This window comes from Methylobacterium sp. J-090 (assembly GCF_022829345.1).
Lineage (GTDB): Bacteria > Pseudomonadota > Alphaproteobacteria > Rhizobiales > Beijerinckiaceae > Methylobacterium.
In genome coordinates, this window is sequence record NZ_JAKSXV010000106.1 from 325,478 (window position 1) to 340,879 (window position 15,402).

At 69.2% G+C, this 15,402-nt stretch carries 16 protein-coding genes; 7 read left to right on the top strand and 9 right to left on the bottom strand.

Annotated features, from left to right (window positions below):
* Positions 1–85: 85 nt before the first annotated feature.
* A complete protein-coding gene (gene clpB, locus MKK49_RS22950) occupies positions 86–2,713 on the top strand; it encodes an ATP-dependent chaperone ClpB (protein ID WP_244032260.1) in 2,628 nt (875 codons plus the stop codon).
* 202 nt (positions 2,714–2,915) lie between these two features.
* The gene (locus MKK49_RS22955) at positions 2,916–3,293 is read left to right on the top strand and encodes a hypothetical protein (protein ID WP_244032261.1); all 378 of its coding nucleotides are present in this window, start codon (positions 2,916–2,918) and stop codon (positions 3,291–3,293) included.
* Between the two features lie 10 nt (positions 3,294–3,303).
* Here the strand turns inward: MKK49_RS22955 and MKK49_RS22960 are convergent, their stop codons facing one another.
* Both MKK49_RS22960 and MKK49_RS22965 read right to left on the bottom strand, forming a co-directional pair.
* Positions 3,304–4,038, bottom strand: a complete 735-nt coding sequence (locus tag MKK49_RS22960; protein ID WP_244032262.1) for a M48 family metallopeptidase — start codon at positions 4,036–4,038, stop codon at positions 3,304–3,306.
* A 63-nt stretch (positions 4,039–4,101) separates the two neighbouring features.
* Entirely contained in the window at positions 4,102–5,370 is a 1,269-nt protein-coding gene (locus tag MKK49_RS22965; RefSeq protein ID WP_313899200.1) for a polyhydroxyalkanoate depolymerase, read from the bottom strand.
* Between the two features lie 289 nt (positions 5,371–5,659).
* On the opposite strand from MKK49_RS22965, the gene MKK49_RS22970 reads away from it, so the two are divergent.
* The 5 genes from MKK49_RS22970 to purQ all read left to right on the top strand — a co-directional run bounded on the left by MKK49_RS22970 (position 5,660) and on the right by purQ (position 9,040).
* The gene (locus tag MKK49_RS22970; RefSeq protein ID WP_244032264.1) at positions 5,660–7,054 is read left to right on the top strand and encodes an ActS/PrrB/RegB family redox-sensitive histidine kinase; all 1,395 of its coding nucleotides are present in this window, start codon (positions 5,660–5,662) and stop codon (positions 7,052–7,054) included.
* A gap of 30 nt (positions 7,055–7,084) precedes the next feature.
* Entirely contained in the window at positions 7,085–7,687 is a 603-nt protein-coding gene (locus MKK49_RS22975; protein WP_244032266.1) for an ActR/PrrA/RegA family redox response regulator transcription factor, read from the top strand.
* Positions 7,688–7,795: 108 nt separating this feature from the next.
* Positions 7,796–8,035 carry a hypothetical protein gene (locus MKK49_RS22980; protein WP_244032268.1) on the top strand — a complete coding sequence of 80 codons (240 nt, stop codon included), beginning with the start codon at positions 7,796–7,798 and terminating at the stop codon, positions 8,033–8,035.
* Between the two features lie 85 nt (positions 8,036–8,120).
* Positions 8,121–8,360 carry a phosphoribosylformylglycinamidine synthase subunit PurS gene (gene purS, locus MKK49_RS22985; protein ID WP_244032269.1) on the top strand — a complete coding sequence of 80 codons (240 nt, stop codon included), beginning with the start codon at positions 8,121–8,123 and terminating at the stop codon, positions 8,358–8,360.
* Complete coding sequence (gene purQ, locus MKK49_RS22990; RefSeq protein WP_244032270.1) at positions 8,360–9,040, top strand: phosphoribosylformylglycinamidine synthase subunit PurQ; 681 nt, start codon at positions 8,360–8,362, stop codon at positions 9,038–9,040. Before purS ends, purQ begins: the two co-directional genes overlap by 1 nt.
* Before the next feature lie 104 nt (positions 9,041–9,144).
* On the opposite strand, the gene MKK49_RS22995 is transcribed toward purQ, so the two are convergent.
* The 7 genes from MKK49_RS22995 to MKK49_RS23025 form a co-directional block, all read right to left on the bottom strand.
* Positions 9,145–9,690 carry an adenine phosphoribosyltransferase gene (locus tag MKK49_RS22995; protein WP_244032271.1) on the bottom strand — a complete coding sequence of 182 codons (546 nt, stop codon included), beginning with the start codon at positions 9,688–9,690 and terminating at the stop codon, positions 9,145–9,147.
* Positions 9,691–9,732: 42 nt separating this feature from the next.
* Entirely contained in the window at positions 9,733–10,527 is a 795-nt protein-coding gene (locus MKK49_RS23000; protein WP_244032272.1) for an inositol monophosphatase family protein, read from the bottom strand.
* Between the two features lie 119 nt (positions 10,528–10,646).
* Entirely contained in the window at positions 10,647–11,708 is a 1,062-nt protein-coding gene (locus tag MKK49_RS23005; protein WP_244032273.1) for a tetratricopeptide repeat protein, read from the bottom strand.
* On the bottom strand, positions 11,705–12,364 hold the full coding sequence (locus MKK49_RS23010) for a thiamine phosphate synthase (protein ID WP_244032274.1): 660 nt from the start codon (positions 12,362–12,364) through the stop codon (positions 11,705–11,707). Before MKK49_RS23010 ends, MKK49_RS23005 begins: the two co-directional genes overlap by 4 nt.
* A 25-nt stretch (positions 12,365–12,389) precedes the next feature.
* Complete coding sequence (gene fba / locus MKK49_RS23015) at positions 12,390–13,463, bottom strand: class II fructose-bisphosphate aldolase (protein ID WP_244032276.1); 1,074 nt, start codon at positions 13,461–13,463, stop codon at positions 12,390–12,392.
* A gap of 197 nt (positions 13,464–13,660) precedes the next feature.
* On the bottom strand, positions 13,661–14,863 hold the full coding sequence (locus MKK49_RS23020) for a phosphoglycerate kinase (protein ID WP_244032277.1): 1,203 nt from the start codon (positions 14,861–14,863) through the stop codon (positions 13,661–13,663).
* A gap of 34 nt (positions 14,864–14,897) precedes the next feature.
* On the bottom strand, positions 14,898–15,356 hold the full coding sequence (locus tag MKK49_RS23025) for a hypothetical protein (RefSeq protein ID WP_244032278.1): 459 nt from the start codon (positions 15,354–15,356) through the stop codon (positions 14,898–14,900).
* Between the last annotated feature and the right edge of the window lie 46 nt (positions 15,357–15,402).

Here is a 15,402-nt window from a genome sequence, read left to right on the forward strand (position 1 = left end):
GGCACCAGCCGGGGAACGACGTCTCGGCAGGGCCGTGCCGCGTTATGCGGGCGGGATCGGACCGACACGGAGAGGTTGGACAGGCATGAATTTCGAGATCTACACCGAACGCGCGCGCGGCTTCGTCCAGTCGGCGCAGACCCTCGCCATGCGCGAGGGCCATCCGCAGTTGCAGCCGGGCCACCTCCTGAAGGTGCTGCTCGACGACCCCGAGGGTCTGTGCGCCGGTCTCATCGACCGCGCCGGCGGTCAGTCCCGCGTCGCCCTGGCGCAGGTGGAGACCTGGCTCGCCAAGCAGCCCAAGGTGTCGGGCAACGCGTCCCAGCCCCAGGCGACGCGCGAACTCGTGCGCCTGTTCGACACCGCCGAGAAGGCGGCCGAGAAGGCCGGCGATTCCTACGTCACCGTCGAACGCCTGCTGCTTGCGCTCGCCGTCGAGAAGGACACCGAGGCCGGCAAGGCACTCGCCGCCGCAGGCGTGACGCCGGCCTCGCTCAACGGCGCCATCAATGCGCTCCGCAAGGGCCGCACCGCCGACAACGCCACGGCGGAGAACGCCTACGACGCCCTGAAGAAATACGCCCGCGACCTCACGGAAGCGGCGCGCGAGGGCAAGCTCGACCCGGTGATCGGCCGCGACGAGGAGATCCGCCGCACCATCCAGGTCCTGTCCCGGCGCACCAAGAACAACCCTGTCCTCATCGGCGAGCCCGGTGTCGGCAAGACCGCCATCGTCGAGGGGCTGGCCCTGCGCATCGTCGACGGCGACGTGCCCGAGAGCCTGAAGGACAAGAGCCTGCTCGCCCTCGACATGGGCTCGCTGATTGCCGGCGCCAAGTATCGTGGCGAGTTCGAGGAGCGCCTGAAGGGCGTGCTCTCCGAGGTGACGGCGGCGAACGGCGGCATCATCCTGTTCATCGACGAGATGCACACCCTCGTGGGCGCCGGAAAAGCCGACGGGGCCATGGACGCCTCGAACCTCCTGAAGCCCGCGCTGGCGCGCGGCGAACTGCACTGCGTTGGCGCGACCACCCTCGACGAGTACCGCAAGCACGTCGAAAAGGACGCGGCCCTCGCCCGGCGCTTCCAGCCCGTCTTCGTGTCCGAGCCCACCGTCGAGGACACGGTCTCGATCCTGCGCGGGATCAAGGAGAAGTACGAGCAGCACCACGGCGTGCGCATCCAGGATGCTGCACTGGTGGCCGCCGCGACCCTGTCGAACCGCTACATCACCGACCGCTTCCTGCCCGACAAGGCCATCGACCTCATGGACGAGGCGGGCTCGCGCCTGCGCATGCAGGTGGATTCGAAGCCCGAGGAACTCGACAACATCGATCGTGAGATCGTGCGCCTGAAAATCGAGGGTGAAGCCCTGAAGAAGGAGACCGATTCCGCCTCCCGCGATCGCCTCGTGCGGCTGGAGAAGGAGTTGGCCGATCTCGAGGAGCAGTCGTCGGCCATCACCTCGCGGTGGAAAGCCGAGAAGGACAAGCTCGGCGCCGCGGCCGACCTCAAGAAGAAGCTCGACGAGGCGCGCACCGAACTCGCCAACGCCCAACGCCAGGGCCAGTACCAGCGTGCCGGCGAACTCGCCTACGGCGTGGTGCCGGGCCTGGAGAAGCAGCTCGCCGAGATCGAGGCGGCGGCCGAATCCGCCGTGAGCCGCGACGGCATGGTCGAGGAGGCGGTGACCCCGGCCCACATCGCCGGCGTGGTCTCGCGCTGGACCGGCGTGCCCGTGGACAAGATGCTGGAGGGCGAGCGCGAGAAGCTCCTCGCCATGGAGACGGCTTTGGCCAAGCGCGTCGTCGGCCAGCGCGAGGCGGTGGAGGCGGTGGCCACCGCCGTGCGCCGGGCGCGCGCCGGCCTGCAGGACCCGAACCGGCCCATCGGCTCGTTCATGTTCCTTGGGCCGACGGGCGTCGGCAAGACCGAGCTGACCAAGGCGCTGGCCGGCTTCCTGTTCGACGACGATACGGCGCTCGTGCGCATCGACATGTCGGAATACATGGAGAAGCACGCGGTGGCCCGCCTCATCGGCGCGCCGCCCGGCTATGTCGGCTACGAGGAGGGTGGCGCCCTCACCGAGGCCGTGCGGCGCCGGCCGTATCAGGTCGTGCTGTTCGACGAGGTCGAAAAGGCGCACCCGGACGTGTTCAACGTCCTCCTTCAGGTCCTCGACGACGGGCGCCTGACGGACGGGCAGGGGCGCACGGTCGATTTCCGCAACACCCTGCTCATCATGACCTCGAACCTCGGCTCCGAGTATCTCGTCAATCAGGCCGAGGGCGACGACACCGATGGGGTGCGCGACGAGGTGATGGGTGTGGTGCGCCAGCACTTCCGGCCGGAATTCCTGAACCGGATCGACGAGATCATCCTGTTCCATCGCCTCAAGCGATCGGAGATGGGGGCCATCGTCGATATCCAGCTCGGCCGGCTCCAGAAGCTCCTCGACGAGCGCAAGATCACCATCGACGTGGAGCCCGAGGCGCGCGACTGGCTCGCCGACAAGGGCTACGACCCGGCCTACGGGGCGCGTCCCCTGAAGCGGGTGATCCAGAAGGCGGTGCAGGACCGCCTCGCCGAACAGCTCCTGTCGGGCACGATCCACGACGGCGAGACAGTGCCCGTGCGGCTCGGTCCCCTGGGGCTGACCGTGGGCGATACCGTCTCGGCCGAATCCCGTCCGGCGAGCCTGCTGTTGAACTGACGCAGACGTGATCGGGCCGTCACCGCGGCGTGGCGGCTTGATCCGATCCAGCGGCGGGCCGCCGCGTTGGGCCATAGGGTTAGCGGTTTCTTAACGGGTGCGACCGAAGCCTCCGTCGAGAAACCGACGTCTCCCCGAGGGCTATCGCCGGACACAATCAGGCCTTAATCCTGACGGTCACGCTTCAACACGGACGAACGCCATGCGAGCCTGCGCCCTTCCCATCGTTCTGCTCCTCGCCGGGATGGCGCCGGCCGGTGCCGGCTCGCTTCCCGTGGACGAGACGACCTATGTCGAGCATTCCCTGAACCGTGACGGGCCCCTCGTCGTCGAGCACCGGCCCATCGCCCGCACACCGGGCGGGCGCCAGGGTGGTTCGTCGGCCGAACTCGCCGGCTTCTGCCACGAGGGCGGCATCATCCGCCGGAGGGACGAGTTCGGGCAGCCGGTGATCCTGCGCCAGCGCGAGGTCTGCGACAACGTCGCGCCGCGCACGCTTCATCCGGGCGAGGTCGATGCCCGTCCGACCTGGCCGGAAGAGCCCGGCGCGCGCCGCCGCGTCCTGCGCGTCAAGGGCTGAATCCGCCGGCTCAGCCGTAGCGGTGCAGGGTCGCTCCGTTGCGCTTGAGCCAGCGTTCCGCCTCGTCGACGTTGGGGCAGATGGAGCCGACGAGGTTCCAGAACCGGGGTGAGTGGTTCATCTCCCGAAGGTGCGCCATTTCGTGGGCGACGAGGTAGTCGAGCACCACGGGCGGGGCCAGGATCAGCCGCCACGAGAAATTGAGGGCGCCCTGCGCCGTGCAGGAACCCCAGCGGCTGCGGGTGTCGCGTACGGTGATCCGCGTCGGGGTCCGGCCGACGGCAGCCGCGTAGCTTTTCACCGCCGCCGTCAGGTCGCGGCGCGCCTCGCGTTCGAGGAAGTCGCCGATCCGCCGGGCGAGATGGGGGACCTCGCACGCCACGGAGATCACCGGATCGTCCGGGGTCGTCTCCACTCGCGTCAACCCACCGGTGCTGGCGCGATGCACGATCCGGTGGGGCACGCCGCGCAGGGGCAGGATCGCGCCGGCCTCGAAGGCAACGCGCTCCGGGAGCCGCGCCAACCGCATGGCGATCCATCCGCTGTGACCAACGGCGAATTTCCGTGCCACCGCCAGGGAGGTCCGGGCCGGCAGGGTCATCACCACCTCGCCGGTGGCGCTCGACACCCGCAGGGTCAGCCGCCGCGCCGTCGGCCGCCGACGCAGGGCGACGCGAAACGTCTCGCCTTCGTGGACGACGTCGAGGTGATCCGGGTCCGGCCCGCGCAGCAAAGCTAACCGCATGGTGAGAGCTTAGCGGCGTGTCCGCCGCGCCGCCATCGGCGCGAACGGATTTGCTGGGGGTGCTCAGGCCGCAGGGTCGTGCGCGATGGCGGGCCGGGCCTGCATGGCGCGGATGAATTCGGCGATGCGCGGCGCGATCACCGTGCGGTAGCGCGAGCCGTTGAACACCCCGTAATGCCCGACCCCCTGCTGGAGGTGATAGGCCTTGCGCTCGGGGGGTAGGTTGGGCGTGAGGTCGAGGGCCGCCTGCGTCTGCCCGACGCCGGAGATGTCGTCGTTCTCGCCCTCGATGGCGAGGATGGCGCAGGTGCGGATCGCCCCGAGATCGACGCGCGTGCCCGCATGCACCATCGTGCCATTCGGCAGGGCGTGATCGACGAAGACGGTCCTGACCGTTTGGAGGTAGAACTCCGCCGTCAGGTCCATCACCGCGAGGTACTCGTCGTAGAAGTCCCGGTGCTTCTCGGCCGAATCGCCGTCGCCGGTGACGAGGTGGTCGAACATCTCCGCATGGGCATTGACGTGGCGGTCGAGGTTCATCGCCATGAAACCCGAGAGCTGGAAGAAGCCCGGATAGACGCTGCGCCACGCCCCTGGATAGCCCGCCGGAACGGTGGTGATGCAGTTGCGCTCGAACCACTTGGTGCCGCGCTCCTGGGCGAGGCAGTTCACGGCGGTGGGCGAGCGGCGGGTGTCGATGGGGCCGCCCATCAGCGTCATGGAGGCCGGCACGGTGGCGTGCCCGCGCGCTTCCATCACGGCGATGGCGGCGAGAACCGGTACCGCCGGCTGGCACACGGCCATGACGTGCAGGTCCGGACCGAGTTCCGCGAACAGGTCGATGAGATAGTCGATGTAGGTGTCCAAATCGAAGCGCCCGGCACTGAGCGGCACCATGCGGGCATCGGTCCAGTCGGTGATGAACACCTGATGCTCCGGCAGCATCGCCTCCACGGTCCCGCGCAGGAGGGTGGCGTAATGCCCCGACATCGGGGCCACGATGAGGAGCTTCGGCTGCGGCGCGCTCGGCCCCTGCACGAAGCCCCGGTCGAAGGTGATGGCCCGGCAGAACGGGCGCTCCCAGACAATCCGCTCGCTCACCGGCACGCTGTAGCCATCGACCCAGGTGCCGGTGAACCCGAAGGCCGGCTTGGCGTAGCGCCGGGTCATCCGCTCGAACATCTCGCAGGCCGCCGCCATGCTGCGCGCGTAGGGACCGTAGGAGAGGGGATTGGCCGGATTCTGCAGGCTGTGCTTGACCATGTCGGCGGCCACCCGCGCCGGCGTCGTCATGATGCGTGCGGTCTCGTACCAGTAGTAGGACAGGTTCACGGTTGCCTCCCCCTCGTTCCATGATGGCGGCCCATCCCTGAGGGCACACGCACATCGAGCCCGGCCGTTCGGCCTGAGCCTGTCATCGACTTAGGGCGAAGCCTGCGGCGACAAGTCCTCGGACTTTCATTTGCGGCGCTTTCTTGCTCACGGGCGCTGGGCGGTGAGTTCGTCCCCGTCCCAGCGTGCGCTCGCGGACAAATCCGTACGAAACCGACGTTTCGCGGACGAATCTATTGTGCGCGATGGGGATGGACGCGGGGACGGCGAGCCCTATCGTTCCTGTGACATGATGGACATGAGCACCAACGGCTTCGCGCGTGACGCCCGGCACCTGCGGCTCGACACCTTCGTTCGTCTGCGCTGGCTCGCGATCACCGGCCAGAGCGCGGCCGTCGTCGGGGCGCAGTTCGGTCTCGGCCTGCCCCTGCCGTTCGGCTGGTGCTTCCTCGTCATCGCCGCCTCATCCTGGCTGAACCTGGCGCTCCGCATACGGTTTCCGGCGAGCTACCGCCTCAGCGACGATTCGGCGGCGCTGCTCCTCGCCTTCGACATCATTCAGTTGGCCGCCCTGCTGTTCCTCACGGGCGGCCTGCAGAATCCGTTCTCGCTCCTGTTCCTCGCCCCTGTCCTCATCTCGGCGACGGCACTGCCCCCGGAGCGGACCCTGGCGCTCGGGCTCCTCGCCATCGGCCTCGCGACCCTGCTGGCCCTGATCCACCGGCCGCTGCCGTGGTTCGCCGATGGGCGTCTCGAACTGCCGTTCCTCTACATTTCCGGGGTGTGGACCGCGATCCTCCTCGGCACCGCCTTCACCGGAGTCTATGCGTGGAAGGTCGCGGAAGAGACCCGCCTCCTCGCTCAGGCGCTGGCCGCCACCGAACTGGTCCTCGCCCGCGAGCAGCATTTGTCTCAGCTCGATGGTCTGGCGGCGGCGGCGGCACACGAACTCGGCACGCCCCTCGGCACCATCATGGTGGTGACCAAGGAGCTCAGCCGGCAACTGAGCCCCACGGCTTCGCCGGGGGTGCGCGAGGATCTCGCCCTCCTGCGCGATCAGGTCGATCGCTGTCGCGGCATCCTGTCGAAGCTCACCTCCCTCGATGGCGACGAGGGTGGCTTCCTCCAGACCGTGAGCCTGAGCCACCTCGTCGAGGAACTCGTGGCGCCCCAGCGCGCCATGGGCATCATCCTCGACGTCACGAGCCGGGGGGAGGGACCCGAACCCTCGTGTCGGCGCAATCCGGGCGTCCTGTTCGGGCTCGCCAACATCGTCGACAACGCCGTCGATTTCGCCGAGACCCGCGTGATCATCGAGGCCCGCTGGACCTACGAGCAGGTTTGGCTCGAGATGCGCGACGACGGCCCCGGCTTCTCCGGCGAAGTTCTGCTCCGGGCGGGCGAGCCCTACGTCACCACCCGCGGAAACGACCGGGCCCGATCGGGCGAGACGACGGGCGCCGGCCTCGGCCTCGGCCTGTTCATCGCCAAGACGCTCATCGAGCGCTCCGGCGCGCAGCTCACCCTGTCCAATGCGCCGGACCCGACGGCGACGGGCGCCGTCGTGCGCGTGTCCTGGGCGCGGCACATGTTCGAGCGCGGCATTGCCGTCGCCCGTCATGCGCAGAATGGAGAGCTGCCAACCCCTGATCAGAACCGCTCCAGCGCCTATATAAGCCCCTGAAGACTTACGAGAACATGGGAGACGCGTCGGATGCTGACGCAGACCGGTACGACGGCGCCCGGCGCCGACATCATTCCACTGGGCGATAACGATCCCCTGGCCGCGTTCACGGACCGCAGCCTTCTCATCGTCGATGACGACAAGCCGTTCTCCACGCGCCTCGCCCGTGCCATGGAGATGCGCGGCTACGAGGTCCACGTCGCGGAGAGCGTCGCCGAGGGCGTCTCCATGGTGGACGCCCGAGCGCCCGCCTTCGCCGTCATCGACATGCGGCTGGGCGACGGGAATGGCCTCGACGTCATCGCCCGGCTCAAGGAACGCCGCCCCGAGGCACGCGGCGTGATCCTCACGGGCTACGGCAACATCGCCACGGCGGTGACGGCGGTGAAGCTCGGTGCGTTCGACTACCTCGCCAAGCCCGCGGACGCCGACGAGATCCACGGCACCCTCATGGCTCAGCCGGGCGAGCGCGCCGATCCGCCGGAGAACCCGATGTCGGCGGACCGGGTGCGGTGGGAGCACATCCAGCGGGTCTACGAGCTGTGCAGCCGCAACGTGTCCGAGACGGCGCGGCGCCTCAACATGCACCGCCGTACACTGCAGCGCATCCTGGCCAAGCGCGCCCCGCGCTGACGCCGAGGCAGGGCGAAGTTGCGCGGTCCGGCCCGATCGCGCTACTTCGCTCGACCGCCCGCGCACAGGATCGCGCGGTGACGGAACGACAATCGGGACGCCACGCCAGTGAACACGCGCAACCTCATCACGATCGTCAGCATGATGGTGCTGGTGGGCACGGAAGTCTTCGCCGTCGCCATCGCGGCCGGCTGGGCGCTCGCGGGCATCTTCGAACTCGGAGACACCGTCGGCCACGTGCTGATGGCGGTGTTCAGCCTGTTCGCCGCCTGGGTGATGCTGCAGCTCTGGCGCCGCGCCACCAGCATCGAGCCCCTGCGCGCCGCGCCGGCCACGGCGCGCCGCTGAAGCGGACGGACCGGTCCGCGTTGCCAGGGCGGCGTTTCCCGATTATCGCGGGGGCGCCCCGCCACGCGCAGCCGAGTCCGCCCCCATGAAAGCACGCATCATCGTCACCCTGAAGACCGGCGTGCTCGATCCGCAGGGCAAGGCGATCGAGGCGGCGCTCACGTCGTTCGGGCTCTCGGGGGTCGACGGCGTGCGCCAGGGCAAGGTCTTCGACGTCGAGATCGCGGGCGACGACCGCGCGGCGGCCGAAGCCACCCTCGAGGCCGCGTGCGAGAAGCTGCTCGCCAACACCGTGGTCGAGAATTACGCGATCGAGATCGCCTGATGCGCGCCGCCATCGTCGTCTTCCCGGGCTCCAACCGCGATGCGGACGTGGCCCGGGCGCTCACCCAGGCCGGGGCCGAGGTGGTCAAGGTCTGGCACGCCGACACCGAACTGCCGGCGGGCACCGACCTCGCCGTTCTGCCGGGCGGCTTTTCCTACGGCGACTATCTGCGCTGCGGCGCCATCGCCGGGCGGGCCGCGGCCATGGACGCCGTGCGGGCACACGCGGCGCGCGGCGGCCTCGTGCTGGGCATCTGCAACGGTTTCCAGATTCTATGCGAGTCGGGTCTGCTGCCCGGCGTGCTCATGCGCAACGTCGACCGCCGCTTCATCTGCCACCGGCAGCTCTTGCGCGTCGAGCGGGCCGATACCCGCTTCACCACGGCCTACGCCAAGGATCAGGTGATCGACGTCTGCGTGGCGCATGGCGAGGGCAACTATTTCGCCGATCCCGACACCATCGCGCGGCTCGAGGGCGATGGCCGCGTGGCGTTCCGCTACTGCGACGCCTCCGGCGCACTCACGGTGGACGCGAACCGCAATGGCTCGCTCAACTCCATCGCGGGCATCTACTCGGAAAAGCTCAACGTCCTCGGGCTGATGCCCCACCCGGAGAACTTCGTGGAAGATCTCGTGGGCGGTACGGACGGGCGCGGCCTTTTCCAAAGCTTGGCCGCGTAGGTCGCCCCAAAGCCCATTCCTGTCTGCGGATTACCCGAGATTACCTATCGTGGGCTCGACGTGGCCCTCCTCCCCGCAGGGGGAGAGGGACGCGCCGACCGACGTCAGTGCCCGTCGAATTCCATCAAGGTCCGCACCGGCACGTCGAGGTCGCGCAGCTTCTGCGCCCCGCCGATCTCCGGCAGATCGATGACGAAGCAGGCCGCCACGACCTCGGCGCCGATCTGGCGGAGCAGGTTCACCGCCGCGCAGGCCGTGCCGCCGGTGGCGATGAGATCGTCTACCAGCAGCACCCGGTCGCCCGGCTTGATGGCGTCGACGTGGATCTCCATCTCGTCGGTGCCGTATTCCAGGGCGTACGCGATGGAGACGGTCTTGTGGGGCAGCTTGCCCTTCTTGCGGATCGGCACGAAGCCCGACGAGAGCTGGTGCGCCACGGCCCCGCCGAGGATGAAGCCGCGCGCCTCGATGCCGGCGACCTGATCGATCCGCCCCCCCGCGAACGGATGCACGAGGGCGTCCACCGCCCGCCGAAAGGCGCGCGGGTCGCTGAGCAGGGTGGTGATGTCGCGAAACACGATGCCGGGCTTCGGGTAGTCGGGAATCGAGCGGATCGAATCCTTCAGCGCGATGTGGCGACGGGAATCCATGGGGGGCCTTCGTCGGGTTTCGATGAGGGGGAGGGCGGGAGGTCAGGCGTTGGCGCGGCGCAGGAGCTTCACGAGTTCGCCGTGCAGATGCTCGTTGCCGGCCGCCACGGAGCGGGCGGCCAAGGGCTCGGCGCCGCCATCGGCGCTGGAGACGAAGCCGCCGGCCTCGCGCACCATGATGATGCCGGCCGCGATGTCCCAGGTCTGCAGGTCGCGCTCCCAGTACAGGTCCGAGCGGCCGCAGGCGACGTAGGCGAGGTCCAGTGCCGCCGAGCCGAAGCGGCGGATGCCGCCCGTCACCGCCATCACGGCCGCGACCTCGCGCAGGAGCTTGGGATGGTCGCCGCGCCCGAGATAGGGCGAGCCGTAGGCCACCAGGGCGTCGGCCATCTCGTCGCGGCCCGACACGCGCAGGCGGCGGTTGTTGAGGTAGGCGCCCTTGCCGCGCTCGGCGACGAACAACTCGTCCTTGGCCGGATCGTAGATCACGCCGGCGACGATCTGGCCTTCGCGCTCGAGGCCGACGGAGATGGCGAAATGCGGGATGCCGTGGAGGAAGTTGGTGGTGCCGTCCAGCGGATCGACGTGCCAGGTATGGCTCTTGTCGGCGCCCTCGACGTTGCCGGATTCCTCCAAGACCAGGCCGTAGCCGGGACGCGCCTTCATCAGAGCATCCTTGAGCACTTCCTCGGCCTTGCGATCGGCGGCAGAGACGAAATTGCCCGGGCCTTTGCGCGAAACCTGGAGGTTCTCGATCTCGCCGTAGTCGCGCTTGAGGCCGCGGGCGGCCTTGCGGACGGCATCGACCATGACGGTCATGAGGGGTGAGCTGATCATCGCTTGAAGGGTCCGGGTCGATTCAAAGAACGTCGGAGACGACAGTGTGGGTGGGGCCATAGCACGTTTGTCGCCGGCCTCATCCCCGGGGGAGCACAGGTCCGACCTTCGCCGGACACCTACTTCACGTTGGCTCGCTCGGAGGCCATCTGCTCGGCGCGGGTGCGCTCCTCGGGGGAAAGGCCCGTCAGGGTCTGGTCGAGCCAGGCGTCGGAGAGCCCCTGTGCCGCGGCGGCGAGGTTCCACGCGGCCGCCTCCACGGGGTTCTTCGGAAGGCCCCGCCCGACGGCGTAGAGGCGGGCGACGCGGTTCTGAGCAATGGCGTTGCCGCGCGAGGCGGCGTGGAGGAAGTAGCGGGCCGCGCGGCCCTCGTCCTTGGCGACGCCGGTCCCGTTGAACAGCAGGATGGCGAACTCGACCTCGCCGGCGAGGTCGCCGTTGTCGGCCGCTCGGCGGAACAGTTCGGCGGCCCGGGCCGGGTCCTTGGCCACGCCGCGTCCCTGGAGGTAGAGCACCCCGAGGTCGTGCTGGGCCGCGCCGATCTCGCCGTTGGCGGCCTTCTGGAACAGGGTCGCGGCCCTGGCCTGATCGGCCTCCGTTCCCGAGCCCAGGAGGATCAGCGCGAGGTTGTAGGAGGCCGTGGCGTCGCCCTTGTCGGAGGCTTGTTCGAGCCAGCGCCGCCCGGCCTTGAGGTCCTTCGGACCGCCGCGTCCGTCGATGGACATGAGGCCGAGCGACGCCATGGCGTGAACATCGCCCTGTGAAGCCGCGAGGCGATACCATTCGGCGGCCTTGACCGGGTCCTGCTTGATGCCGAGGCCCTGATTGTAGAGTTCGCCGAGCAGCGTCATCGCCGCCGCGTCCTTGGCATTGGCCGAGAGCCGCTTCGTCGCCTCGCGAAAGGCGGTGGAGTACTGGCCGCGCTGATAGGCGCCGAAAGCGACGTCGGTTTCCTTGTTCGATGTCGGTGGGTTCGCCCCCATCACGCCGGGCGTGTAGGGGGTGGGCAGCTCCTTCAGGGGCGCGGAAAACACCTCCTTCGTCGCTGTCTTCGGCAATGGCGCCTGTCCATCGGCCGCCGGGGCGATGGTCGTCGCCGGCCGGGGAGATTGCGCCGGGGCGGCCTGCGCAGCCGGCACACCCGCCAGCGCCAGCGCGATCAGACAACCCCCACTTTTCACGAAGCCGTCTCCGCCGCCGTGACAATCGCTTGGATCGCGGCCACGTCGGCCTCGTCACCCATCCACAGGGCGCTTTCCAGCCCCAGGAACTCCGCGCCGGTGGCGACGAGGGCGGCGATCTCCCCGGATTCGTGCGCGACGGCGATGCAGGGCGTCTCGAAGATCTCCGTCCACCACGTTGCCCGATCGAGGACCGTGGCGGCCTCGGGTGCGATCCCGTCGGCGTAGAGGCCGCCGAACATGACGTAGTCGACGCCAGCCTCGCCGGCCTCCATGGCGGCGTGCTTCTGCTCGTGGCCGCCGGCCCCGAGGATGCGCCCGTCGTCGAGGCGCCCGCGCAGTTCGGCCAGCGCACCGTCCTTCGCCTTGTCGAGATGGACGCCGTCGGCTCCGCCCCGGGCCGAGACGCTGACGAGGTCGCCCGCGAACCCGGTGCAGGCAACCAGCACAGCGGCGCCCGTGCCCTGCGCGGCCGGTGCCAGCTGCTTGACCAGATTGACCAAGCTGCGCTCGTCGGAGGGCGCGAGGCGCAGGATCACGGCTGCGACGTCACCCGCCGCGCAGGCGGCGGTGAGCGCAGCCGCGAGGGCGTCGGCGTCCCCGGCCTCGACCCGGTGCGGGGTGAGCAGGGCGAGGCGGGTGCGCGCGTTGGACATGGGGTTCCTTGAGAAAGACCCGGGTTCAGCGGGCCGCGCCGATCTTGGGATCGAGGGAGCCGTCGGCGTAGCGCTTGGCCATGTTCGCCACCGAGATGGGACGGATCTTCGAACCCTGGCCGGCGGTGCCGAACTCCTCGAAGCGCTGGCGACAGAGCTTCGTCATCGCCTCCATGGCGGGCTTGAGGTACTTGCGCGGGTCGAACTCAGCCTTGTTCTCGGCCAGGATCTTCCGGATCTGACCGGTCATCGCCATGCGGTTGTCGGTGTCGATGTTGATCTTGCGGACACCGTGCTTGATGCCGCGCTGGATCTCCTCCACCGGCACGCCCCAGGTCGGCTTCATCTGGCCGCCGTACTGGTTGATGATGTCCTGGAGATCCTGGGGCACGGACGAGGAGCCGTGCATCACGAGGTGGGTCGTGGGCAGGCGGCGGTGGATCTCCTCGATGACGTTCATGGCGAGGACTTCGCCGTCGGGCTTCCGGGTGAACTTGTAGGCGCCGTGAGAGGTACCCATGGCCACCGCCAGGGCATCGACCTTGGTGGCTTCGACGAACTTCACCGCCTCGTCGGGGTCGGTGAGGAGCTGGTCGTGGCTGAGCACGCCCTCGGCGCCGTGGCCGTCCTCGGCCTCGCCCTCGCCGCTCTCCAGGGAGCCGAGCACGCCGAGCTCGCCCTCCACCGAGACGCCTGCCCAGTGGGCCATCTTGGTGACGTTGCGGGTGATCTCGACATTGTAGGCGTAGTCGGCCGGGGTCTTGCCGTCGGCCTTGAGGGAGCCATCCATCATCACCGAGGTGAAGCCGTACTGGATCGCTGTGGCGCAGGTGGCCTCGTCGCTGCCGTGGTCGAGGTGCATGCAGACGGGGATGTGGGGATAGACTTCCACGAGGCCGTCGATGAGCTTGGCGAGCACGATGTCGTTGGCGTAGGCGCGTGCCCCCTTGCTCGCTTGGAGGATCACCGGCGAATCGGTGGCGTCGGCCGCCGCCATGATGGCCAGCCCCTGCTCCATGTTGTTCAGGTTGAACGCCGGCACGCCGTATTCGTGCTCGGCGGCATGGTCCAGGAGCTGCCTCAGGGTGATGCGGGCCATGGGTTTCTCCACACGATGAGGCCGACCCCCCCTGGGGCGCCATCCGATGAATTTGGTTCGTCTTTTCTGACGTTTGCCCGTCCGTCGCAACCGCTATCGGTCGCCGTCCCAGCCCGTCACCTCATCCTGAGGTCACCGCTTCGCTGCGCCACTTCGGGATGCGATGAGTGAATCGGGCAGGGCGACGGGGCGCGTCTTCAGGTCTTGGCGCGCAGGGCCTCGACGCCGGGCAGCGCCTTGCCCTCGAGCCATTCGAGGAAGGCGCCGCCGGCGGTGGAGACGTACGAGAACGTCTCGCTCACGCCCGCGTGATTCAGGGCCGCCACGGTGTCGCCGCCGCCGGCCACGGAGACCAGCTTGCCGGCCGTCGTCCGCTCCGCCGCGTGCTTGGCCGCCGCCACGGTGGCGGCATCGAAGGGGGTGAGCTCGAAGGCACCGAGCGGTCCGTTCCAGACTAGGGTCGCGGCCGTGTCGATGGCCGCGTTGATCTCGGCCACGGTGGCCGGGCCGGCGTCGAGGATCATGCCGGTGTCGGGCACGGAATCGACGGGGACGGTCTCGTGGGCCGCGTTGGCCTTGAACTCACCGGCCACCACCGCATCCACGGGCAGGATGATCCGGCAGTTCGCAGCCTTCGCGGCCTCGACGATGCGCAGCGCGGTCTCGGCCAGATCCTTCTCGCACAGCGACTTGCCGACGCCTTTTCCCTGCGCGTGCAGGAAGGTGTTGGCCATGCCGCCGCCGATGACGAGCATATCGACCTTGGCGACGAGATTCTGGAGAAGGTCGATCTTGGACGACACCTTCGCCCCGCCCACGATGGCGATGACCGGACGCGTCGGCGCCTCCAGACCCTTGGTCAGGGCATCGAGCTCGGCCTGCATCAGGCGCCCGGCATAGGCCGGCAGCACATGGGCGAGGCCCTCCGTCGAGGCGTGTGCGCGGTGCGCGGCCGAGAACGCCTCGTTGACGAAGAGGTCGCCGTTGGCCGCGAGTTCGGCGGTGAAGGCCGGGTCGTTCTTCTCCTCGCCGGCATGGAAGCGGGTGTTCTCGAGGAGGAGCACGTCACCGTCCCTGAGCGCGGCCACGGCGGCGGTGGCGGCAGGGCCGACGCAATCCTGGGCGAAGGCCACCGGCCGGCCGAGATGCTCGGCGATGGTGGCAACGACGGGCTTCAGGGATTCGCTCGCCACCGGCTTGCCCTTGGGGCGGCCGAAATGCGCCAGCAGCACCACGCGTCCGCCCTTGTCGGCGATCTCGCGGATGGTCGGGACGATGCGCTCGATGCGGGTCGCGTCGGTGACGCGGCCGGCCTCCATGGGCACGTTGACGTCCACGCGCAGGAGCAAGCGCTTGCCGTTCAGGGCGCCGGCATCGTCGAGGGTACGGAAAGCGGTCATCGGGGCCTGGGCGTCTCGGAGCAGGTCTGGCGGATCAGCGCTGCGGGATCAGCGCGTCGAGGTGGAAGCGCTGGGCGGCGATGGTGAGCGCCACCGTCAGCACGGCGGTGATGATCGCCGTCAGCACGAGGGCGCCGGAGCCGGGCAGGCCGCGGGTGCGGTCGGCGATGGCGCGGACTTCGCTGCGCAGGGCCGCCAAGTCGGTCTGGCGCGCGGCCTCGTTCATGCGGGATGCGGCGCCCTCGACCTTCTCCTCGACGCGCGAGAGCAGCGCCTCGGAGCGGGCGTACTTGTCCTCGATGCGCGCGCACTTGTCCTCGATCCGGGCGAGCTGATCGCCGCCCGGAGCCGAGTTCTGCGCGGGCAGGGGCTCGGCCTTGCCGACGACCACGGGCGCCGCGCCGGCCTGAGCCGGGGGGGGCGCCGGGACCGGCGTCGCTGTCGGGGGTGTGCCTGGGATGAAGTCGCGTCCGGTGGGGGAGGTCTCTGTCATCTCGGGCACACCATCGTTGTGGGAAGAGGGGGCGATCCGTCAGATG